General features: G+C 51.1%; 23 protein-coding genes, 2 tRNA genes, 1 rRNA gene and 1 riboswitch. Of the genes, 4 read left to right on the top strand and 22 right to left on the bottom strand.

The genetic code is table 11. From position 1 onward, the window contains the following. Positions 1–28 precede the first annotated feature (28 nt). Complete coding sequence (gene asnC, locus GMA8713_RS09765) at positions 29–490, top strand: transcriptional regulator AsnC (protein WP_002541578.1); 462 nt, start codon at positions 29–31, stop codon at positions 488–490. Between the two features lie 68 nt (positions 491–558). Here asnC and hemB read toward each other — a convergent pair whose 3' ends face one another. The 9 genes from hemB to rmuC form a co-directional block, all read right to left on the bottom strand. Then, positions 559–1,614 carry a porphobilinogen synthase gene (gene hemB / locus GMA8713_RS09760; protein WP_062708608.1) on the bottom strand — a complete coding sequence of 352 codons (1,056 nt, stop codon included), beginning with the start codon at positions 1,612–1,614 and terminating at the stop codon, positions 559–561. 48 nt (positions 1,615–1,662) lie between these two features. Then, entirely contained in the window at positions 1,663–2,442 is a 780-nt protein-coding gene (tatD, locus tag GMA8713_RS09755; protein ID WP_062708605.1) for a 3'-5' ssDNA/RNA exonuclease TatD, read from the bottom strand. 77 nt (positions 2,443–2,519) lie between these two features. Next, positions 2,520–3,281 carry a Sec-independent protein translocase subunit TatC gene (gene tatC / locus GMA8713_RS09750; RefSeq protein ID WP_002541581.1) on the bottom strand — a complete coding sequence of 254 codons (762 nt, stop codon included), beginning with the start codon at positions 3,279–3,281 and terminating at the stop codon, positions 2,520–2,522. A gap of 35 nt (positions 3,282–3,316) precedes the next feature. Continuing rightward, entirely contained in the window at positions 3,317–3,679 is a 363-nt protein-coding gene (gene tatB, locus GMA8713_RS09745; protein WP_002541582.1) for a Sec-independent protein translocase protein TatB, read from the bottom strand. Positions 3,680–3,682: 3 nt separating this feature from the next. Then, on the bottom strand, positions 3,683–3,916 hold the full coding sequence (gene tatA / locus GMA8713_RS09740; protein ID WP_062708600.1) for a Sec-independent protein translocase subunit TatA: 234 nt from the start codon (positions 3,914–3,916) through the stop codon (positions 3,683–3,685). Positions 3,917–3,999: 83 nt separating this feature from the next. Then, on the bottom strand, positions 4,000–5,634 hold the full coding sequence (gene ubiB / locus GMA8713_RS09735; RefSeq protein WP_062708597.1) for a ubiquinone biosynthesis regulatory protein kinase UbiB: 1,635 nt from the start codon (positions 5,632–5,634) through the stop codon (positions 4,000–4,002). Continuing rightward, positions 5,631–6,254 (bottom strand): ubiquinone biosynthesis accessory factor UbiJ, encoded by a 624-nt coding sequence (locus tag GMA8713_RS09730; RefSeq protein ID WP_062708594.1) that lies wholly within the window; start codon positions 6,252–6,254, stop codon positions 5,631–5,633. The genes ubiB and GMA8713_RS09730 overlap by 4 nt, the downstream gene beginning before the upstream one ends. Before the next feature lie 10 nt (positions 6,255–6,264). After that, positions 6,265–7,044, bottom strand: coding sequence for a bifunctional demethylmenaquinone methyltransferase/2-methoxy-6-polyprenyl-1,4-benzoquinol methylase UbiE (gene ubiE / locus GMA8713_RS09725; protein WP_046305560.1), 780 nt, complete (start codon positions 7,042–7,044; stop codon positions 6,265–6,267). 382 nt (positions 7,045–7,426) lie between these two features. Beyond that, the gene (gene rmuC / locus GMA8713_RS09720) at positions 7,427–8,947 is read right to left on the bottom strand and encodes a DNA recombination protein RmuC (protein ID WP_062708590.1); all 1,521 of its coding nucleotides are present in this window, start codon (positions 8,945–8,947) and stop codon (positions 7,427–7,429) included. 139 nt (positions 8,948–9,086) lie between these two features. On the opposite strand from rmuC, the gene GMA8713_RS09715 reads away from it, so the two are divergent. Then, positions 9,087–9,968 carry a DMT family transporter gene (locus GMA8713_RS09715; RefSeq protein ID WP_062708587.1) on the top strand — a complete coding sequence of 294 codons (882 nt, stop codon included), beginning with the start codon at positions 9,087–9,089 and terminating at the stop codon, positions 9,966–9,968. Here the strand turns inward: GMA8713_RS09715 and tsrA are convergent, their stop codons facing one another. Further along, positions 9,969–10,259 (bottom strand): H-NS-like global regulator TsrA, encoded by a 291-nt coding sequence (tsrA, locus tag GMA8713_RS09710; protein WP_002541590.1) that lies wholly within the window; start codon positions 10,257–10,259, stop codon positions 9,969–9,971. A 230-nt stretch (positions 10,260–10,489) separates the two neighbouring features. Then, positions 10,490–11,686, bottom strand: coding sequence for a multidrug effflux MFS transporter (locus tag GMA8713_RS09705; protein WP_062708583.1), 1,197 nt, complete (start codon positions 11,684–11,686; stop codon positions 10,490–10,492). A 100-nt stretch (positions 11,687–11,786) separates the two neighbouring features. Between GMA8713_RS09705 and GMA8713_RS09700 the strand changes: the two genes are divergently transcribed. Together GMA8713_RS09700 and GMA8713_RS09695 are read left to right on the top strand one after the other, a co-directional pair. Next, the gene (locus GMA8713_RS09700; RefSeq protein WP_062708580.1) at positions 11,787–12,758 is read left to right on the top strand and encodes a LysR substrate-binding domain-containing protein; all 972 of its coding nucleotides are present in this window, start codon (positions 11,787–11,789) and stop codon (positions 12,756–12,758) included. A 48-nt stretch (positions 12,759–12,806) separates the two neighbouring features. Beyond that, complete coding sequence (locus GMA8713_RS09695; RefSeq protein ID WP_062708577.1) at positions 12,807–14,594, top strand: aminopeptidase P family protein; 1,788 nt, start codon at positions 12,807–12,809, stop codon at positions 14,592–14,594. 64 nt (positions 14,595–14,658) lie between these two features. On the opposite strand, the gene thiH is transcribed toward GMA8713_RS09695, so the two are convergent. From thiH to rrf, 11 genes are all read right to left on the bottom strand, one after another. Then, positions 14,659–15,771, bottom strand: coding sequence for a 2-iminoacetate synthase ThiH (thiH, locus tag GMA8713_RS09690; RefSeq protein ID WP_062708574.1), 1,113 nt, complete (start codon positions 15,769–15,771; stop codon positions 14,659–14,661). Between the two features lie 11 nt (positions 15,772–15,782). Continuing rightward, entirely contained in the window at positions 15,783–16,553 is a 771-nt protein-coding gene (locus GMA8713_RS09685; RefSeq protein WP_062708571.1) for a thiazole synthase, read from the bottom strand. A gap of 2 nt (positions 16,554–16,555) precedes the next feature. Further along, the gene (thiS, locus tag GMA8713_RS09680) at positions 16,556–16,756 is read right to left on the bottom strand and encodes a sulfur carrier protein ThiS (RefSeq protein WP_062708568.1); all 201 of its coding nucleotides are present in this window, start codon (positions 16,754–16,756) and stop codon (positions 16,556–16,558) included. Further along, a complete protein-coding gene (locus GMA8713_RS09675) occupies positions 16,740–17,552 on the bottom strand; it encodes a HesA/MoeB/ThiF family protein (RefSeq protein WP_062708565.1) in 813 nt (270 codons plus the stop codon). Before GMA8713_RS09675 ends, thiS begins: the two co-directional genes overlap by 17 nt. After that, positions 17,524–18,195, bottom strand: a complete 672-nt coding sequence (gene thiE / locus GMA8713_RS09670) for a thiamine phosphate synthase (protein ID WP_062708562.1) — start codon at positions 18,193–18,195, stop codon at positions 17,524–17,526. Before thiE ends, GMA8713_RS09675 begins: the two co-directional genes overlap by 29 nt. A gap of 8 nt (positions 18,196–18,203) precedes the next feature. After that, complete coding sequence (gene thiC, locus GMA8713_RS09665; RefSeq protein WP_062708559.1) at positions 18,204–20,132, bottom strand: phosphomethylpyrimidine synthase ThiC; 1,929 nt, start codon at positions 20,130–20,132, stop codon at positions 18,204–18,206. 98 nt (positions 20,133–20,230) lie between these two features. Beyond that, a riboswitch (TPP riboswitch) is annotated at positions 20,231–20,329 on the bottom strand. Between the two features lie 49 nt (positions 20,330–20,378). Continuing rightward, on the bottom strand, positions 20,379–20,762 hold the full coding sequence (crcB, locus tag GMA8713_RS09660; protein ID WP_062708796.1) for a fluoride efflux transporter CrcB: 384 nt from the start codon (positions 20,760–20,762) through the stop codon (positions 20,379–20,381). 270 nt (positions 20,763–21,032) lie between these two features. After that, positions 21,033–21,109, bottom strand: a tRNA-Trp gene (locus GMA8713_RS09655). A gap of 86 nt (positions 21,110–21,195) precedes the next feature. Continuing rightward, positions 21,196–21,330 carry a hypothetical protein gene (locus GMA8713_RS28425; protein WP_269747444.1) on the bottom strand — a complete coding sequence of 45 codons (135 nt, stop codon included), beginning with the start codon at positions 21,328–21,330 and terminating at the stop codon, positions 21,196–21,198. Positions 21,331–21,660: 330 nt separating this feature from the next. Then, positions 21,661–21,737: transfer RNA gene (locus GMA8713_RS09650), tRNA-Asp, on the bottom strand. Positions 21,738–21,779: 42 nt separating this feature from the next. After that, positions 21,780–21,895, bottom strand: a 5S ribosomal RNA gene (rrf, locus tag GMA8713_RS09645). Between the last annotated feature and the right edge of the window lie 95 nt (positions 21,896–21,990).

The raw sequence follows: 21,990 nt of genomic DNA, 5'->3' as shown, positions 1-21,990 counted from the left end.
CGGGTAACATGGAGTTTAGTGAATCACTATGAATGAGATTGCAAAATTAGATGATTTAGATCGCCAAATTCTACGAACCCTGATGGCGGATGCCAAAGTGCCTTATGCGGAAATGGGAAAACGTTTTTCTGTCAGCCCAGCCACTGTGCATGTACGCGTTGAAAAGATGAAATCGGCAGGCATCATCACGGGCACCGAAGTTTTGGTGAACACCAAAGCACTCGGCTATGACGTGTGCTGTTTTATCGGCATCAACCTCTATGCCGCACGGGATTACCACTCGGCGCTGGAAAAGCTTCAACAACTTGATGAAGTGGTGGAAGCCTATTACACCACGGGCGCCTATAACATCTTCGTCAAACTGATGTGCCGCTCGATTGAAGAGTTGCAATACGTGCTGATTGATAAGCTTCAGGCGATTGATGAGGTGCAATCAACAGAAACCCTGATTTCCCTGCAAAACCCCATTAAGCGAAATGTCGCGCCTTAATGAAAAACTCCATCGTCCAGAGACAAAAATGCCAGCAAGTCGCTGGCATTTTTTCATTGGAGGCAGGCTTATTCAGTCTCTTCCTGATTTGGCAGATCAGGGATTTCCATCTGCTGATCTTCGGCCAGCCAACGCGCTACGTCTTTGGCAAAGTACGTCAGGATGCCGTCTGCACCTGCCCGCTTAAAGCACATCAGGGATTCCATCACGGTTTTACGCTCGTCGAGCCAACCATTCATGGATGCCGCTTTGTGCATCGCGTACTCACCGGAAACCTGGTACGCAAACGTCGGCACCTTAAGCTCCGTCTTCACACGGCGAACAACGTCAAGGTAAGGCATGCCAGGCTTGACCATCACCATGTCCGCACCTTCATTCACGTCCATCGCCACTTCGTGAATGGCTTCGTCGCTGTTGGCCGGATCCATCTGATAGGTTTTCTTGTCGCCGCCTTTGAGGTTAGCAGCTGAGCCGACCGCATCACGGAACGGGCCATAGTATGCCGACGCATACTTCGCCGAGTACGCCATGATTTGGGTATGAATGTAACCCGCCTCTTCCAGCGCTTCACGGATAGCACCGATTCGGCCGTCCATCATGTCTGACGGTGCCACGATATCTGCGCCAGCTTCCGCATGGGACAAGGCCTGCTGGATAAGCACCAGAGTAGTTTCGTCATTCAACACGTAACCGTCTTCGTCGGTCAGACCGTCCTGACCCGACAAAGTGTATGGGTCGAGTGCGACATCAGTGATCACGCCCATTTGTGGTACGTGCTCTTTCAGCAAACGCACGGCGCGCTGCACCAGACCTTCCGGGTTATGTGCCTCGTCAGCAGTTGCTGATTTAAATTCTTTCGGTACAACAGGGAACAAGGCAATCGCAGGTACGCCCAGCTTCGCCAGATATTCTGCTTCGTACAGCATGAGATCGATGGACAAACGCTCAATGCCCGGCATTGACTCTATCGCTTCACGACGGTTTTTCCCCATCAGAATGAACATTGGGTAAATCAGATCGCTGGCGGAAAGCTGGTTTTCCGCCATCAGGCGGCGGCTGAAATCATGTTTGCGCAGACGGCGCATACGACGGGCCGGAAACGCGCCCTGAATGGATACGGTCACGGTATCCTCCTTAATCCAAGTGCTTGAGCTTTGACAGCATCATAGCGGTTACAGTCCAAAGAATCGACGGGTGTTGAGGGTGGTTTGTGTGATCAACTGCTCAGTGTCCTGCTGACGTAATGCAGCAATTTCTGATGCAATATGAGGCAAATAGCAGGGTTCATTGCGACGGGATTTGGGTTTTGGCTTGAGATCCCGTGGCAAAAGATACGGAGCATCGGTTTCAATCATCAGCTTGTCATCAGGGATAAGTGGCACAATAGCACGCAAGGCTTCACCGCGCCTTTCATCACACACCCAGCCGGTAATGCCGATATAAAGCCCAGCCTCCAAGCACGCTTTCAGCTCCTCCTCAGAGCCCGTAAAGCAGTGCAACACGGCGCCCGGCAATTTATCGAGGTAAGGCGTTAGAATGGCCATAAAGCGCTCATGGGCGTCACGGCAATGAAGAAACACAGGCAAGTTGAGTTCAACGGCGAGTTTAAGATGCGCTTCAAACACCGCTTCTTGCTGCGGCCTTGGTGAAAAGTCGCGGTTAAAGTCGAGTCCGCACTCACCAATGGCAACCACCTGAGGCTGATGGGCTAAAGCGCGGATAGACGGCAGCGTCAAATCGTCCACTGTTTTGGCATCGTGAGGATGAACACCAGCAGTGGAAAACGCAAAACCCGGCATAGATTCGGCCATAGCTGCAGCCTCTGGACTGGATTCCAGATCCGTCCCTGTCAGCACCATGGCACTGATACCGGCTTCTTTGGCACGCGACACGACGTCTTCTCTGTCTTTGTCGAACTGGCTGCTGGTGAGGTTCACCCCAATATCAATCACGCTCAATCCTTTTCATTTGATATGAATAAGAAAAAAGCCAGTGTATCACTGGCTTTCTGGTTCAGCACACGCTCAGATTAACCCTGGCTTTGCTCTTCATTCTCTTCGTTTTCTTCGCCGCGCGGTTTGTAGAAGCGGGAGAAGAAAAGACCGACTTCAAACAGCAGACACATAGGGATAGCCAGAAGTGTCTGTGAAATGATGTCAGGCGGTGTCAGCAGCATACCGACCACAAACGCCGCGACGACGATGTATGGGCGCTTCTTGCGCAGATCATCAGGCTCTACTGCGCCCGTCCAGGTCAGCAGCAAAATCGCTACCGGGATCTCAAACGCCAGACCAAAGGCCATAAACAAGGCCAGAATGAAATCCAGATAGCTGGCAATATCCGTGGCTATCTGAACATCTACCGGCGCAATCGAGGTAAAAAAGCCAAACACCAGCGGGAAAACCACGAAGTAGGCAAACGCCACACCGCAGTAAAACAGCAGTGAACTGGAGGCTAACAGCGGGAATATCAGGCGCTTTTCATGTTTGTACAGTCCCGGGGCAATAAACGCCCAGACCTGATAGAGGATCATCGGCACTGCAACAAACACCGACACCACCAAGGTCAGCTTGATGGGCGTGAAGAAGGGCGAGGCCACATCCGTCGCAATCATGCTGGTACCTTCCGGCAACTGGGAAACCAGTGGCTCGGAAATGAAGGTGTAAATGTCGTTGGCAAAGTAAACCAGCGCCAAGAACACCACCAGCACAGCCAGCAATGCACGCAGCAGACGATCTCTCAGCTCGGTAAGATGGCTGATGAGCGGTTGGGTATCTTCAACAGATGACATAGTTTCTCGACAAAAACTGAAGCCCGGATAAAACCTTACTCGGTTTTATCCTTGGTTGGGCTGGAAGCATTGGCAGCGTCTGCAGCAGGCTCACTTTCGCTTTTCGGGGCGTAAGGGCGCTGTACATCTTCCGCTGCTTTTTTTAGCTCATCTACAGACTGTTGCAGATCTGGTGACAGGTTTTGCATTCCCATCTGCTCGGCTTTTTTCAGGTTCTCCTGAAGCTCCTGGATTTTCAGCTCTTGTTCGAGCTCATCTCTCACGGAGCCTGCCATTCTGCGCGCAGCACCCACCCATCGGGACACGTTGCGGATGGCCACAGGTAAACGTTCGGGGCCGAGCACCACCAGACCGACAACGGCGATCAGGATCAGCTCCCAAAAACCGATATCAAACACGGATTATGCCTGCTCTTTGTCTTTCGCTTCGCTTTTTTGAGCTGTGTTGCCGCCTTTCTCTTCCAGTTTTTCCTGGCCGAAATCAGCATCTTTTTTGTCTTCGTCAGACATGGCTTTCTTGAAGCCTTTTACTGCCGAACCCAAGTCGCCACCGATGTTACGCAGCTTTTTGGTTCCGAACAGAAGAATAACAATGACTGCTACGATCAGCAGTTGCCAAATACTAATACCACCCATGCTAGTGTTACCTCTGCGTTATGTGGTGAATAAAAAAGTAACCGGAGTTTATCCCCCCAATGTTACAACTTATTTCTTTAATTTCACTTATTAAATGCGCGCCATGCGAATAACCAGCTAAACAGCGCGGTGCCACCGGTCAACTGAGGTAAAAGTTCTACCTGATTGCTATACAGTATGGCAGAAGTCACCAGCAGCGTAGCGCCAACGCCCATCAGGAAACGGGCTCGGTTTTGCTGCTTACGCGCCAGCATAAATTCGCGGTACATGGCATCCATTCTCAGGTTAACCTGACGGCCTTGCTTAAGGCTGTCGTAAACCAGCTCTGGTAGCTCGGGCAGTTTCTCCGCCCAGAACGGCGCTCTTTCTTTGATGGCGTTGATCACAGCCTGAGGGCCGACCTGACGTGACATCCAATCTTCAAGGAACGGCTTGGCGGTATCCCACAAATCCAGTTGCGGATAGAGTTGGCGACCCAGCCCTTCCACATAAAGCAGTGTTTTTTGCAGCAGAACCAACTGAGGCTGCACTTCCATGTTGAAGCGGCGCGCAGTGTTAAACAGGTTCAGCAGCACATGCCCAAATGAAATATCGCACAATGGCTTTTCGAAAATTGGCTCACACACGGTACGGATAGCAAATTCGAACTCATCGACATTGGTATCGTGCGGCACCCAGCCTGAATCAACGTGCAGTTCGGCCACTTTGCGGTAGTCACGATTGAAGAAAGCCAGAAAGTTTTCCGCCAAATAACGCTTATCTTCACGGTTCAGCGTGCCAACAATGCCGCAATCCAGACCAATCCACTGCGGGTCTTCCGGGTGCTCATAGGAAACGAACACATTGCCCGGGTGCATGTCCGCATGGAAGAAACTGTCGCGGAAAACCTGAGTAAAGAAGACTTGCACGCCGCGCTCAGCCAGAAGCTTGAGATCGGTTCCGTTGGCTTTCAGCCCCTCGATATCAGACACCTGAATGCCATAGATGCGCTCAGACACCATCAGGCTCGAGCGACAGTAATCGCTGAACACTTCCGGCACATAGAGAATATGATCGTTTTCAAAGTTGCGGCGAAGCTGGATCGCATTGGCCGCTTCTCGCATCAGATCCAGTTCATCAAGAAGAGTTTTTTCATACTCACGCACCACTTCCACCGGCTTCAAGCGTCTTGCTTCGGGGAGGAAACGCGCCACCAAACGTGCCATGCGATACATGAGTTTGATGTCAGCCTGAATGACAGGGAGGATGTCAGGGCGGATAACCTTAAGCACGACTTCGCGACCGTTTTCTTTCAAGGTCGCAGTGTGAACCTGTGCAATCGAGGCGGACGCCAGCGGTGTTTCGCTGAAATCGTCAAACCAATTTTCCAGCGGACCACCAAGGGCTTTTTCCATTTGCGCTTTGGCAAGCTTGCCATCAAACGGCTCAACCTGATCCTGCAGCAGAGCAAGCTGGTCAGCAATCGCAGGCGGAAAAAGGTCACGGCGAGTCGACATCATCTGGCCGAACTTGATCCACACCGGGCCCAACTCTTGAAGCGCCAAACGCAGACGCTCACCGAGTTGCTTGTCCGGATGTTGATTCTTCATCCAGAACAGCATTTTGCGCATCAATTGCGGGCCACGGGTTATCGGCTGGTCCGGCAACAGCTCATCCAGCCCATAACTGAGCTGGACTTGGGTAATTTTGTAGAGGCGGCGGATTTCGCTGGGTGTCATGCGCTCTCCACCTCAGCCAATTGCTTTTCGAACGCTTCAAGTCGGGCTGACAGACGGGAGGCCTGACTCTGAACATCATCGACTTGATCGGCAAAATAGGCCACTTCCAACGCACCCGGCGCCAGTCGCCATTCTTCGACCACCAGTTCACCAACATAGCGCTGGTTACGCTCGGTCATCTGCTTGAGAAATGCCAACCCTTGCTGGGCACCACGAACCAGGGTGTGTGCAACCACATCACCGGTGTAATGCGAGAGCCACTCTGCGATATCCGGGTTAAGGCCATTCAGAAGATTGGAAAATTGCTGGGCGACATCAATATCACCGTCCAGATGCAATTTGTCTTCTTTGATGAGTTTGGTCAGGTTGGCTTTGTCTTTCAGCTGTGGCGCAATGGAAATGGCCAATGCCAAGTCGCAGTCTGCGTCACCTTCAAAATCCGCCAGTACATCGATTTGCTGACTGAACACAAACACCAACTGCTTGTTGATGTCTGTCAGGCGAACACGCAGCACTTTTCCTTTGAGCCTCGCCAGTCGGCGTTGACTCTCCACATCCTGCTTGAGCAGGGTGTTTAAGCTGGTCTCAACAACGGCGGTGACTAATGGGTCTAATGGCATTCCCGACCCCTTAGAATTTGTAGCCGCGGTGCAGGGCAACAATACCACCGGTCAGGTTGAAGTATTTGGTTTGCTCGAAACCTGCCTCTTCCATCATGCCCTTCAGGGTGTCCTGATCGGGGTGCATGCGGATAGATTCAGCTAAATAACGGTAGCTTTCGCCGTCATTCGCGATAATTTCGCCCATTTTCGGCAGCAGGTGGAAAGAGTAGGCATCATAGACTTTTGACAGCGGCTCAACGATTGGCTTGGAGAATTCAAGCACCAGCAGACGACCACCCGGCTTCAGTACGCGGTACATTGAGCGCAGTGCTTTGTCTTTGTCAGTGACGTTACGAAGACCAAAGCCAATGGTGATGCAATCAAAGTAATTATCAGGGAATGGCAGCTCTTCCGCGTTCGCCTGCACGTAATTCACGTTGCCGACGATACCCAGATCGCGCAGTTTGTCGCGACCGACATTCAACATGGAGTTGTTGATGTCTGCCAACACCACCTGACCTTTCTCACCCACGATGCGGGAGAATTTAGCCGTCAGATCGCCAGTACCGCCAGCCAGGTCGAGGACACGATGGCCAGGGCGCACACCGCTGCAATCAATGGTAAAGCGTTTCCAGATACGGTGAATACCCATGGACATCACATCGTTCATGATGTCGTACTTTGCCGCCACATTGTGGAAGACGTTGGCAACCATACCGGCTTTCTCATCTTTAGCGACGGTCTTGAAGCCAAAGTGGGTGGTATTCTGTTCCGCGTCTTGCGTCACGCCCTGTGTCATATCTGTCATTATTAACCCCTGAGTAACACCGGGCCGGAAAAGAAGAAAACGCCCGATATTTTTGCGCTTAGTGTACTTTACATGCTCAAACAACCACAAGAAGCGCTGTTCAGAGTGATAACAGCACGCCCACTTCAAGGAAAACGCCTGCGGAAATGGTGAGCCACTTCAAAGGCGTTTGACACCGAAGTGGGCGTGCTGAATCACTCCCGAAGGGCGAGTTTAATTGGCTTCCACACTTCGTTGTGGCTTTTCGATGTAGCCCACTACGCCTTCAAATCCACGCCTTGTTTGAAAGCCAATTACTACTCGCTGAACTCGCCTTCATGCGGTTATTTGAGCATGATGCAGAGCATGCTCAAAGCGCTTAGTGCGCCAAGTGACTGTCCGTTTAATCCTTTGAGACGGGTAAGGTCACAACATCATCATTCTCTTCTGTCGTATCTCTTTTCAGCATAGCTGGGCTGATATCGCGCTTCACTTCCACACCCAGCGTTTTAAAGCTCTCGGCCTGACGCAAAATATTGCCTCGTCCGCTGGAAAGCTTGTTCACGGCGTTTTGATAGCTGTCTGACGCTTTATCGAGCGCCGATCCCATGGCTTCCATGTCCGACACAAACAGACGAATTTTGTCGTAAAGCTTGCCGGCTTTTTCTGCAATCACACGGGCATTCTGGTTCTGATGCTCAAAGCGCCACAGATTATTGATGGTGCGGAGAGCCACCAGCAAAGTGGTTGGGCTCACCAACATGATGTTGTGGTCCAGCGCTTCTCGGATAAGGGAAGGCTCTGCTTCGATGGCAATCTGGAACGCGGGCTCGACAGGAATAAACATCAGTACATAATCGAGGCTTTGAATGCCATGAAGCTGATGATAGTCCTTGCGACCAAGGCCTCGGATATGACCGCGAATGGCAGCAATGTGCTCGCGCAGTGCATTGTCTTTATCCACCAGTGATTCGGCGTGGTAATAACGTTCATACGCCACCAGTGCCATCTTGGCATCAATCACCACATCCTTCCCTTGCGGCAAGCGTACGATGACGTCCGGCTGGTAACGTTTACCCTGCTCGTTCTCAAGGCTGACCTGAGTTTCGTATTCATACCCTTCACGAAGGCCGGATTCTTCCAGCACACGGGCAAGAACCACTTCCCCCCAGTTGCCCTGCTGCTTGTTGTCACCTTTGAGCGCCTGAGTCAGGTTAACCGCTTCTCGGGTCATCACCTCATTAAGCTGTTGGAGGTTTTTAATTTCATGCACCAGAGTGTGGCGCTCTTTGGCCTGTTCGCCAAAGCTGTCACTGACTTGCTTACGGAAACCTTCCAGCTCGTTTTTCAAAGGACTCAAGAGAGATTCGAGACTCTGGCGGTTTTGCTCATCCACAGTACGGGTTTTATGGTCGAAGACTTTGTTGGCGAGCGCCTCGAACTGAATACGAAGACGCTCCTCCGCCCCTTCCAGCAGTTTGATTTTCTCTTCTGCAGCTTCGAGCTGCTCTTCGGTACGGGTTTGATGCTCGCGAAGGGTCAGCTCCAGTGCCGCTTTGGTATCACGAAGGTTCTCAACGGTATCGGCCAATTGGGCTTTTTCAGCGCGTAGGGTTTCCATCTGGCGCAGCTTTTCTGCCGCTGCCGCGAGCTTGCCATATTGAGTGCGAAGCTCAGAGCTTAAGCGATCACGTTCCAGATCCATGCCATCAAGCTCATCCTGCAAGCTCTGGTTTTCGCCTTTCAGCCGACCAATCTCAGACTGGCTGTGCTTTTCATCAGCTTCCCGCAATTGCTCATGCAAGGCCTGCAGATTTTGTTTTGCCATACGATGGTAAAGCGCCGCCAATAACGCTGTGAGACCTGCGCCAGCCCCTGCTGCCATCCATACCAGACTGTCTGAAAACAGCGCTTCAAGCTGCATGCCGATACCCTTTTATTTCCAATACGCTAACTGTATTGAAGGCTAATCAGACACTGGATAAATGTCCAGCTTTTCTATTGAGCAGATCTTGCTCTAGACTGCCGCATTCTCTCCCTCATTTTTTATAAGTGATTCTCCTATGAACGACCGCCTAGCGATTGGCTACGGATTGGCTGCGGTACTCCTTTGGTCGACCGTCGCGACGGCTTTTAAAATCACCCTGAGCTACATGACGCCGATTCAGATGCTGGCAGCCGCCAGTGTGGTGTCGGCAATTTCTCTGGCTGCGGTGGCAGGCTTTCAGGGCAAATTGCACCTGTTGACGTCTACCTTTGCCAAACGACCGCTGTATTACCTGCTGCTCGGGCTTATCAACCCGCTGATTTATTATCTGGTGCTGTTCAAAGCTTATGATTTGTTGCCCGCTTCTCTCGCGCAGCCATTGAACTACAGCTGGGCGATCACCCTGACGCTGATGGCAGCAGTATTCCTCGGCCAGAAAATTCGTAAACAGGACTGGATTGCGGCGGCACTAGGTTATGCAGGTGTGGTGGTCATTGCCACCAAAGGGGATATCTTTGGACTGCAATTCGACAGCCCATTAGGTGTCGGATTGGCGCTGCTTTCCACGGTTTTGTGGGCGGGTTACTGGATTTTGAACGCAAAAAACCAAGCCGACCCAGTGATTGGGCTGCTGCTTGGTTTCTTACTTTCTTTGCCTTTTTCGATTGGACTTAGCCTGTACACCAGTGACTGGAGTGGCATTCCATGGCAAGGCTGGGCGGCAGTGACCTATGTCGGTCTGTTCGAGATGGGCATTACTTTTGTGCTTTGGCTTAATGCCATGAAGCTTGCCACTAATACCGCCAAGATCAGTAACCTGATCTTTATTTCACCTTTTATTTCGCTGATCTTGCTGTCGCAAATTATTGGAGAACAAATTCATCCAACGACCTTAATCGGTCTGGTGATGATTGTTGTCGGTTTGCTGATCCAGCAGCGAAAAGGGAAAGCGAAATAATCAGGCACTGCGCTGCGCGAGATAGTCGCGCAGCTCATCGACAGAAATACCGTCGTTTGCCAGCTCTTGCGCCAATTCCAGCACACGCTCACCTTTGCGCTCATCAATCACTTTATTGAACTGGTGTACCAGCTCGCGAAGACCACTGATTGGCACTTGACGCGCGGCACTTTTTACGCGCTCTTCACTCATGCCGCTCAATTCAGTGAGCAATTTACCGAACATCATTTTTTCCGGAGATTCTTCTAGCATCTCCAGATGACGAGCTAATTCAATTGTCGACATCGACATAATATTTAACTGCCTGTGTATGTATTTACGAAGGAGTGTGCGAACAGCCTTTGATTTGGCTGGCACCCCGAAATCGGGAAGATCTGAGAAATTCGCACACTAAATATACTTCCCAAGCCAAATAAGCAACAAAAAAATACCCGCTAATGAGCAATTAACGGGTAAATGGTGGAATAACGGTTGTCGAGACCGTCGCGCTTTTCGCGTCTTATTAGTGAATTCGCTAAGTTTTACGCTTCTGCGGTATGCCAGCGTTTACCTTTCGACGACCACAGCAGCAAAAGGCCTGGTGCCAGCAGCAACATGTGAAAGACCAGAAGGTGTGGCTCAGAAAGACCTGCGCGTTGTGTCACGCTGACCAGCACACCTGCGCCACTCATCTGGAAAAGACCCAGCAAAGCGGCTGCCGTTCCTGCACGTTGACCAAACGGCTCCAGCGCTTTACCCGCCGCAGAGCCCAGAATCCAGGCGAAACCAAATGATGACAGGAAGACAGGTACCATAAATGCCCAGGCAGCTTGTGTGGCGCTGAGTGCAGCCATCAGGCCACCTGCAAACACCAGCAGTAACATGCCGGCATTCAGGGTTTTGCGACTGCCAAATTTATCCATGACTTTTGGCGCCGTCATGGATGCCGTAATGTTCAGCACTGCATTGACACCAAACCACAGGGTGAATTGCTCCATGGTAAGGCCAAGGCCGTTAATCAGGCGAATCGGCGCTGAGGTGACGTAAGCCAAAATAACCGACATCGCCAGCATACAAAGCACAGCGTGATACACAAACACTGGCTCTTTCAAAACCTGCCAGTAACGCGAAGGGCTCAGCAGTTTGCCGCTGCTGTCCGTGTCTGCCGGACGGGTTTCACGGAACAGGGTCAATACCAGCACCAATGCCACCAGCGCATACGCCATCATAAAGCTGAAGTTTGAACGCCAGCCAAACTCAGCGGTGAGCCATGCACCCAAAAGCGGTGCCAGTGCAGGAATGAAACAGATAGCGCCGTTAAGGTAGCTGATCATCTGACCGCTTCGCTTACCGCCAAAGCTGTCACGCACGGCAGCGAATGCACATACAGAGGTTGCACAAGCGCCCGCACCTTGCATCAGACGGGCAAAAAGCAGCGCATCCAGCGAACTTGCCACCCAGGCAAAGCCCGAGCTCAAGCTGTAAATCACGATACCGGCTATTGCGACCGGACGGCGGCCATAACGGTCTGCCAAAGGGCCAGCCAGAAGCTGGCCAAGACCCAGACTCACCATAAACCAGGAAATGGTGTCCTGAATCCGGGTAGAGGCCACGTCAAACTCTGCCGCCATCAGTGGCATCGCAGGCAAGTAAATATCGATTGCCAGTGGGCTGAACAGCACCAGCAGGACCATGAGCGCCACAAGTCGGCTATCAGGCTTGGAAGAAGGGGTAGACATAAAGAGCTCCTGATGATTTGAGGCGGAGTGTAGTGGGATTTTGATATGAACAAAAATGGTTTATATTCAGGTCAGACATTCCCATTAGGAATAACACTTAATGAACCTCAACCAACTGCTGCGTTACGATCTCAGCCTGCTTATCTGTCTTCATGTGTTACTGGAAGAAAGCAACGTCACCCGGGCTGCGCAGCGTCTTCATCTCAGTCAATCCGCGGTCAGTAAAAACCTCGCCAAACTTCGCGAACAGTTTGATGACCCCTTGTTCAACCGCACTTCCCGTGGCCTTTACCCAACGCCGAAAGCCTTGTCCTTAAAACCGGGACTGAAAAGCCTGCTTGGGCACATTGAAGGGCTGACAGTCTCGGATGAATTCAACCCGGCAACCAGCGATCGCCGTTTTCACTTCTCTCTGGTCGAAAGTGCCTATCCTCTGCTGCTTCCTCGATTTTTAGGTGAAATCCTCGACGCAGCTCCCTCAATCACGCTGGATACTCAGGCATGGAGCGGGCAAACTTTCGACGCCATGGCACGTGGTGAGGTAGATTTTGGCATTACGGGAAAAGACCTTAACCCTGCTGACGCCATGCTGACGATGATGCCGCCGAAAGGCATCATCTATGAGGAGCTTTATCAGGATGAGCAACGGGTGATAGTGAGAAAAGATCACCCCGTGCTAGATGAAGCAAAATGGGATTTGGATACCTACCTGAAACAGCGACACGTTCAGGTCAGGTGTGATGGCAGCGATCGCTGGCTGCTTGACTATAAACTTGCAGAGCGGGGCATTGAGCGCGACATCGCCATGTATGTGCCGGATTTCAACAGCGCGGCGAGCCTTTGCACCCATACCGACCTGGTGTTCACCGCGCCGGCGCATTTTGCAGCAGCCGTCGCTAAGCAACTCAATTTACACGTGTTGTCATTGCCAACACCTTTACCGCCCATGGCATATACCCTGTTCTGGCATCAAAGTCAGCAATCCGATCCTGGTCATAGCTGGTTACGGCAGTTGATTATTTCACGTTGTCGACATATGACAGAAATTGCAGCGGCAGATGAAAACAGATAGCTTAGACAACCAAAGACCCCTATACGATCACCCAAATAAGGACGAAGAATGCACGCCATTATTGCGCAGCGCGTCGATGCATTGAGACGCTGGCTGGAAGAACAGGCACTGGACGCTCTGATCATTCCTCATGAAGACGAATTTCTCGGCGAATACATCCCCGAGCACAATGAACGCCTCCTCTGGGCGACCGGTTTTACTGGCTCAGCGGGCGCGGCTGTTATCGCGCGAGACAAAGCCGCGATGTTTGTTGATGGCCGCTACACGGTACAGGTACGCAAGCAAGTGCCTGGTGACATTTTCGAATACCGTCATCTGATTGAAGAGCCTGCCCTGCAATGGCTGCAAGACAACTTGCCTAAAGGCAGCAAAGTGGCCGTTGACCCACGCCTTCACAGCGCCAACTGGCTGGCTTCTGCGGAGAAACAGGTCGAGGGTAAACTGGATTTGGTGTGTGTAGATACCAACCCGGTCGATACTGCATGGCATGATCGTCCTGCTCCCCTGCTAACCGATGCAAGGCTGATGGGCACCAACATTGTGGGTCAAAACAGCGAAGATAAACGCCGTGAAATCGGTACTGCGATTGCTAAATCCGGCGCTGATGCAGCGCTTTTAAGTCAGCTCGACAGCATCTGTTGGCTTCTGAATATCCGTGGTGGCGATGTATCACGTCTGCCCGTGGTGCTGGCCAGCGCTATCGTCAATGCCAAAGGCGAAGTCACTCTGTTTATCGACCCTGCGCGCCTGCCTGAAGGTTTCTCAGCGCATGTGGGCGAAGGCGTATCGGTTCAAGCTCCAGAAGCACTGGAGTCAGCTCTGGCTGCACTATCCGGCCAATCTGTGTTGGTCGACCCGCAAACCAGCAATGCCTGGGCAAGTCAGGTACTGAATCAAAACGGTGCCATTATCGTTCACGCTGCCGACCCATGCATGCTGCCAAAAGCGGCCAAAAACGCAGTAGAAGTCGCAGGTATGAAAGCAAGCCATGTCCGCGATGGCGTGGCAGTCAGCCGTTTCCTTGCCTGGCTGGATAAAGAAGTCGCGGCGGACAACCTGCCAAACGAAGCCGAGCTTTCAAACAAGCTCTACAGCTTCCGCGAACTAGATAAAACACTGGCAGATTTGAGCTTCGATACTATCTCAGCAGCAGGTGGCAATGCAGCTATGTGCCATTACAACCACCTGAATCAGCCTGAGCCGGGCGAGCTTGAGCTCAACAATGTCTATCTGGTGGACTCAGGCGGTCAATATCCGGATGGTACGACCGATATCACCCGCACTGTTGCGATTGGTGAGTGTTCCGACGAAGTGAAGCAAGCCTTCACTCTGGTACTGAAAGGCCATATCTCTCTGGCAACTGCACGTTTTCCGAAGGGTACCGCTGGTAGCCAACTGGATGCGCTGGCGCGTCAGCACCTGTGGGCTAACGGCTTCGACTACGACCATGGCACAGGCCACGGAGTAGGTCACTTCCTAAGCGTCCATGAAGGCCCTCAACGCATTGCCAAAGCGCCGAATACCGTTGCGCTGTTGCCAGGTATGGTGTTGTCAAATGAGCCAGGCTATTACCGCGCTGATGCCTTTGGTATCCGCATCGAAAACCTGGAGTTGGTGGTAGAAGTGCCAACCCAGGGCGACATGACTGTACTTGGTTTTGAGTCATTAACCCGCGCTCCAATCGATCGCCGCTTGGTGGACGTGTCTTTGTTGACTGACAGCGAGATTGCATGGTGGAACGATTACCACCAGAAAGTGTGGCAGGATGTTAGCCCATCACTTGAAGGAGAGGACTTGGCGTGGCTTGAGCGAGCAACTGCCGCCCTTTCACGCTAGATGGTTAAACACCAAAGAGAAGAGCGCCGATTGGCGCTCTTTGTTTATACAATAACTCTGTTTGTTATCCAGAATATCCCTGCTCCCAGTCCTTCCACACCACTTCAAAACCCGCCGCTTTCACAGCGGTCGCAACGGCACTCGCACTGCGCTCGTCAGAGACCGAAAACTGCTCCAGCTCAGGCTCATCATCGGCGTACCCGCCAGGCTGGGTTTTCGAGGCTGCTGACATCGAAGTGATCCCAAGCGGCAGCACCTTATCCCGAAATTCAGGTGACTCTCGGGTCGATAGAGAAAGCTCCACTTCAGAGTTAAGCAACCTATAGGCACATATTAGCTGAACCAGTTGCCGGTCCGTCATCACTGACTTTGGCTGTACCGCCCCCTCACAAGGACGGAGCCTTGGAAATGAAATCGAGTAACGGCTTCGCCAGTAAGTTCGCTCCATGTACTCAAGGTGACTGGCGACAAAGAAGCAATCAGTTCGCCACTCATCCAGTCCAATCAAAGCACCAATGCCAATCTTGTCGATCCCTGCCTGGGCAAGCCTGTCAGGGGTATCAAGACGGAAAGCAAAATCTGTCTTGTTGCCACGTAGATGATGTTCGGCATAGGTCGAGCGATTATAGGTTTCCTGATAGACCATCACTGCATCCAGACCCAGACCTTTAAGCTCAGCATAGTCTTTCGTTTCCATGGGTTGTACCTCCATGGCGAGATAGCTGAAATGCTGCTTAATGACAGGCACTGAGGTTCGAAAGTAGTCCATCCCCACTTTGGTTTGATGCTCACCCGTCACCAAAAGGATGCTGTCGAAGTTCATTGCTTTAATCGCTTCGCACTCTCGCTCAATGTCATCCAATGACAGGGTACGTCGCTTGATACGGTTTTCCATTGAAAAACCACAATAGGTACAAGCATTGGCGCAAAGGTTCGACAGATAAAGCGGCACGTAGAAATTGACCGTATAGCCGAATCGACGGCGTGTCAGTGCGGCAGCTTGCTGCGCCATCGCTTCAAGGAAGGGCTCCGCAGCCGGCGAGATCAACGCTTTGAAGTCCTCCAAATTCCGCTTTGGCTTAGCCAGTGCCCGCTGAACATCCACTTCCGTTTTGCTGTAAATCGAGAGACGGATATCGTCCCAATCGAGCGTCTGCCAATGATCAGAAAAAGCCATATCTCCTCCCGTCACGCCAGCTCATCAAGAAAAGCGGTGAGTGGGCTGGAAGCGACAGCTTGTTTTACCTGACCTGCTAAGCCTGACTCATACGCCATGCGTCCTGCTTCTACGGCTAACTTGAAGGCCTTAGCCATTGCGACAGGGTCAGCTGCCGCAGCAATGGCTGTATTCACCAGCACAGCATCTGCACCTTTTTCCATCGCTTCAGCAGCATGGGAAGGGGCGCCTATCCCAGCATCTACCACCACTGGCACTTTGGCCTGATCGATGATGATGTCGAGAAAGTCTCGCGACGCAAGGCCTTTGTTGCTGCCAATGGGTGCACCGAGCGGCATCACGGCCGCACAACCAGCTTCTTCCAGATGCTTACAAAGCACAGGATCGGCATGGCAATATGGCAGCACCACAAACCCCTCTTTGACCAGTGCTTCAGCCGCTTTCAAGGTTTCAATCGGGTCAGGCATCAGGTATTTGGGATCAGGATGAATTTCGAGCTTCAGCCAGTTCGTTCCCAGTGCCTCACGGGCAAGTCTTGCCGCAAAAATGGCTTCTTTCGCGGTTTTTGCACCCGACGTGTTAGGTAACAGATTCATACCCGACGCAATCAGTGGCGCCAGAATGTCATCATCACGCTTTTGGACATCGACACGTTTTAGCGCCATGGTAACTAACTCGGAGCCACTTTCGACAATACTTTCTGCCATAACCTGGGTGCTTGAGAACTTTCCTGTTCCGGTAAACAGGCGAGAGGAAAATGTTTTATCTGCAATTTTCAACATGGTTAACCTCCGGCAATGGCCTGAAACATAGCGACCTGAACACCCTCAGTCAGTGGTGTAGATTGCCACTGGCTACGGGGGATAATTTCACCGTTCAGAGCTATCGCCACCGACTGTTCAGGCAGAGATAATTCGCTCACCAATGCCAGCAAATCGCTGGCAGTTTTTGGCGAGTAGGCTTCATCATTAAGCCAGATCTGCATGTGAGATCTCCTTATTTAGAAGTGCGCGAGGCTGACAAATGGCACACTCAGGATCGCGAGCAACCAGTATCTTTTTGAGCGAAAATGACTGTCCATCAAATTGAAAGAAGTTAGGTGACAGCCTTTCTCCAATCAGTAGCTTAAGTGCTTCTAAAGCCTGAAAGTTTCCGATAATGCCCACTACTGGCCCCACGACACCTGCACTCTGGCAACTCCTCGATTGAGGGTCGTGATGGGAGGGGAATAGACAGTGATAACAAGGCGAGGAAGAGGTTCTGAAATCGAAAGTCATCAGTTGACCTTGCCAACCAATACCTGCACCAGCAATCAACGGTTTGCCCAGTTTCACACAGGCGGCATTCACCGCCTGCCTGGTTGCCATGTTGTCGCTGCAATCAAGCACGATATCAGCAAGGGAAGCTTCAAGCTCCAACGCCATTCCATCAAGCTGACGAATGACAGGGCGACATTGGATTAGGCTATTCAACGCGTTGAGTTGTTCACTCAGCGCTTTCGCCTTACCTTTACCCTGGTCCTTTTCGCGATAAGCAATTTGCCTCGGCAAGTTTGAACGCTCCAGCACATCGCCATCAGCCAGCACTAACTGTCCGACTCCTGCCCCGGCCAAATACTGCGAAGCCGCAGTTCCAAGACCACCACATCCCACTATCAGTACTTTGGCTTGGGAAAGTTTCAGTTGCGCCTCTTCGCCCCAGTTATCCAACATGATTTGGCGACTGTAACGGTCAAATTCATTGTCTGACAGACTAGCTTTGTTCGACGACGATACGCTCATTTCTTGCCTCCTCTGTCAGCACCTCAGCGAACGATTGAAGCGTTGCCGCCAAGTCACAGGACTGGGTGACCGCCCGGACAACAGCAATCGCATTCACGCCGCTTTGCCAAACTTCTGGGGCTTTAGCGAGATCAATACCACCAATAGCCACTGTCGGTAGTTTCCCTGCTACTGTCGCTAAATGCTTCGACAACTGCGCTACGCCCTGGGGAGGCGTCGGCATCTGTTTGGTTGGTGTTGGGAAAATATGGCCGATAGCTAAATAGCTCGGGTTAAGAGACAAGGCTAAATCCAGTTCATCAGACGTTCGGGTGGACACTCCAAGGCGAATACCGGCACGGGCTATCGCATCCAGATCAGCCGATTTCAAATCGTCCTGACCCAGATGAATTCCATATGCGCCTGCATCGAGAGCCTTTTCCCAGTGATCGTTGATAAATACCTGAGCCTGACAGAGGCGGCCGCAAGCGACAGCCTCTTTGATCATGGCATCAAGATTAGGATGGTTGGCGTCTTTAACCCTAAGCTGCACTGTACGCACGCCAAACGCCAGCAATCGCTTCAACAGGGCAATATCATCCACCACCGGATAGAGAGGGCCTATGCCCCCGTCCATCCTTGGAAACACGGGAGAGGTGTTCATAGCACCCCCTACGCTTTCTGGTGGTAGAGTTCGCTGCCTTTAGCGAGAAATTCCGCCGATTTTTGCTTCATGCCTTCAAGTGGATCTTCCAGCATTTTCACTTCAATGCCTTCGCCTAGCTCAAGGCCTTTTGTGCTTTCTTCTTTTGCAAAAGCGCGAACTTCATGACTGATTTTCATTGAGCAGAATTTAGGGCCACACATGGAGCAGAAATGCGCCACTTTGCCTGACTCCTGTGGGAGAGTTTCATCGTGATAAGCGCGCGCAGTATCTGGGTCGAGCGCCAGGTTGAACTGATCTTCCCAACGGAATTCGAAGCGCGCTTTAGACAGGGCATTGTCACGTACCTGAGCCCCAGGGTGTCCTTTCGCCAAATCAGCCGCATGAGCACAAAGCTTGTAGGTAATCAGGCCGACTTTCACGTCATCTTTATTCGGAAGCCCTAAATGTTCTTTTGGTGTCACGTAGCAAAGCATGGCACAGCCAAACCAGCCGATCATCGCCGCACCAATACCGGAAGTGATGTGGTCATAGCCCGGAGCAACGTCTGTCGTCAAAGGTCCAAGCGTGTAGAAAGGTGCTTCATGGCAATGCTCTAACTGCTCTTCCATGTTTTCTTTGATCATGTGCATTGGCACATGGCCTGGGCCTTCAATCATCACCTGAACGTCGTACTCCCAAGCAACCTTGGTCAACTCACCAAGAGTACGAAGTTCTGAGAATTGAGCTTCGTCGTTAGCATCGGCAATAGATCCCGGACGCAGACCATCGCCCAGCGACAATGCCACGTCATACTTCGCACAGATTTCACAAATCTCGCGGAAGTGAGTGTAGAGAAAACTTTCCTGATGGTGCGCCAGACACCACTTGGCGATGATGGAGCCACCTCGGGAGACAATGCCAGTGACACGTTTAGCTGTCATTGGTACATAACGAAGCAGTACGCCAGCGTGGATAGTGAAGTAATCAACACCCTGCTCTGCCTGCTCAATAAGAGTGTCGCGCATCACTTCCCACGTCAGGTTTTCAGCGATACCGTTTACCTTCTCAAGTGCCTGATACATAGGAACAGTACCGATTGGCACAGGGCTGTTTCTCAGGATCCACTCGCGAGTTTCATGGATGTTTCGACCGGTCGACAAATCCATGACAGTATCTGCACCCCAGCGGGTCGACCACACCAACTTCTCGGTTTCTTCTTCAATCGATGAGGTGACTGATGAGTTACCGATATTAGCGTTCACTTTCACCAGAAAATTGCGGCCAATGATCATTGGCTCAGATTCAGGGTGGTTAATATTGGAAGGGATGATCGCGCGGCCTTCCGCCACTTCTTTGCGAACAAATTCCGGCGTAATTTCTTTTGGCAGGTTAGCACCAAAGTTCTGACCCGGATGCTGACGGTTCAGTTGCTCATCTGCATATTGCTGGCGACCCATGTTTTCACGAATCGCGATGTATTCCATTTCAGGCGTGATGATACCCTGACGTGCATAGTGTAGCTGGGTAACACACTGCCCACTTTTAGCTCGACGCACAGACGGTAGGTTACCAAAACGAAGCTCATCCAGCGTGTCATCATCCAAACGTGTCTTTGCAAAGTCTGACGTCACCCCCTCAAGGAGTTGAGTATCGCTACGTTCCTCTATCCAGCGCTCACGCAGCTTTGGCAGACCCGCATAGATGTCAATTTCGTAGTCTGGATCGGTATACACACCCGAGGTGTCATAAACACGAACTGGCTCATTTTCTTCAAACTGGGGTTTATCTTTAGTGCCACCAATGAGGCTTGGTGCTAGGGAGATTTCACGCATGCCCACCCGGATATCTGGACGGGAGCCTTCTACATGAACTTTAAGAGAGTTAGGAAAGGGTTGTACCGACAGGTTGTCGATAAAGGCTTTTGCTTCGTTTCTGGCTTGTTTACGGTTCGACATAGCATTACTCCAATATATTTTTGGGAATAAATGCTTGCCGGATTTGCTGAGCAAGAGGTGTGGCGACAATTATGGATATGGCTATCCCTGAACACCACTATTGTTGTTCTCTTGTTCCCTTCGCAGGTATTAGCCTGATCAGGTTCAACGGATCCTGCTTTCGCAGTCTCAGCCAAATGGCACTCCGACAAGTATCAGCGAACGAGTATAGGGAATGCTTTCCGTTATCTCAACCACTCAAAGTGATTAACCGCGCATTAACAACTGAAAGCCTGCCCAAGCTGCAAAAATACAGACAACGACATTAAGCACAACATTCAGGCCCATTTTGAACCACTCACCCTGTTGAAGCAGCAAAACGTTATCCATAGAAAACGTGGAAAAGGTAGTGAGCGCACCAAGGAAGCCAAGTCCGATAAGGTGGCGCCAAGGACCTGGAGAAAAGACTTCTTGCTCCAAGGCGGCAACGAGTAGCCCCATCATAAATGAGCCCACGACATTAACCATCAAAGTACCATAAGGAAACCCGCGCCCTAGCATCACTGCGCATAGCTCGGAGATCAGGTAGCGAGAACAGGCACCAAATGCACCTCCAATCGCAATATAGAAGAGTAAAGCCGCTTGATTCATGGCGTTCAAACCCATGCTATCGAAAAAACCAAGCTGACATGATACGCCGTAAAGAACCTATTCGCTAAGGCGATCTTTTAGCCAATTCAAATGCTGAACTGAATGGGGGAACAGTAGATACGAAAAAGCCCCAGCATTTCTGCTGAAGCTTCGATTTTGGCAAGGGTGGTGGGATTCGATCGGACTGGCGCCCCAGCTCCCAACAATTGGCTCGCAGAGACAAATGCCATATATGAAAAAGCCCCAGCATCTCTGCTGAGGCTTCGAATTTGGCAGGGGTGGAGGGATTCGAACCCCCAACACGCGGATTTGGAATCCGCTGCTCTGCCAATTGGAGCTACACCCCTGTACGCGCGTTATTCTAATGGTTCTCAATCAAATAGCCAGTAATGGTTGGGGAAAGCTAAACCAAATGAACAGATTTCATGCAAAATTATAATTCTTCAGCAAGATTTTTCTGCTTGTACTTATTAAATACCAGTAATGCGATAACTGCCGGCCCTGCAACCAAAGCTGCAATAGCGCTACAAAGCAGAGTCATTTGAAGTAAAGCTGCTAAATCATCCATCTGGTGATTCCTTTATCCCTGTTAGATAAACTGATAATACCGCGATGTTATATAAAAAAAGTCTCAATAATAAAAACTTCAGACCAATACTCCATCCGTTGCATAAATAAAAGTAAGAGTAATAAACAATGAACACTCAGTGTATGCATTTCAATACATTAGATGTGGATTTTCGACATATCAACTTATTAACCAATGCCCACTCATTAATTTTGGTCAGGCTTGTATTTTGAACTTAAGACAGATATTGAGTATGTAAATTGAGTGTCTTATTTGAGTATGACAAATAGCAAAAAACCTCAGCATTTCTGCTGAGGTTTCTTTAAGAAGTGGCGGAGCGGACGGGACTCGAACCCGCGACCCCCGGCGTGACAGGCCGGTATTCTAACCAACTGAACTACCGCTCCACTCAAATTAACGTTCGTTCACAACGTTAACTTAAATTGGAAGCCTGGCGATGTCCTACTCTCACATGGGGAGACCCCACACTACCATCGGCGCTGTTACGTTTCACTACTGAGTTCGGCATGGAATCAGGTGGGTCCATAACGCTATGGTCGCCAAGCAAATTCTGTGGCTTTATCCCGCTGGCTATAAAGCACGCTAGCGGCGTTACTTTGCTCCCTCACTCGGTCATGTACAGTCGTACACTCCCTCGTT

Source organism: Grimontia marina, from assembly GCF_900060185.1.
Taxonomy (GTDB): Bacteria; Pseudomonadota; Gammaproteobacteria; order Enterobacterales; family Vibrionaceae; genus Enterovibrio; species Enterovibrio marinus.
Note: the sequence above shows the minus strand (reverse complement) of the source record. Positions and strands in the feature narration are given on the sequence as shown.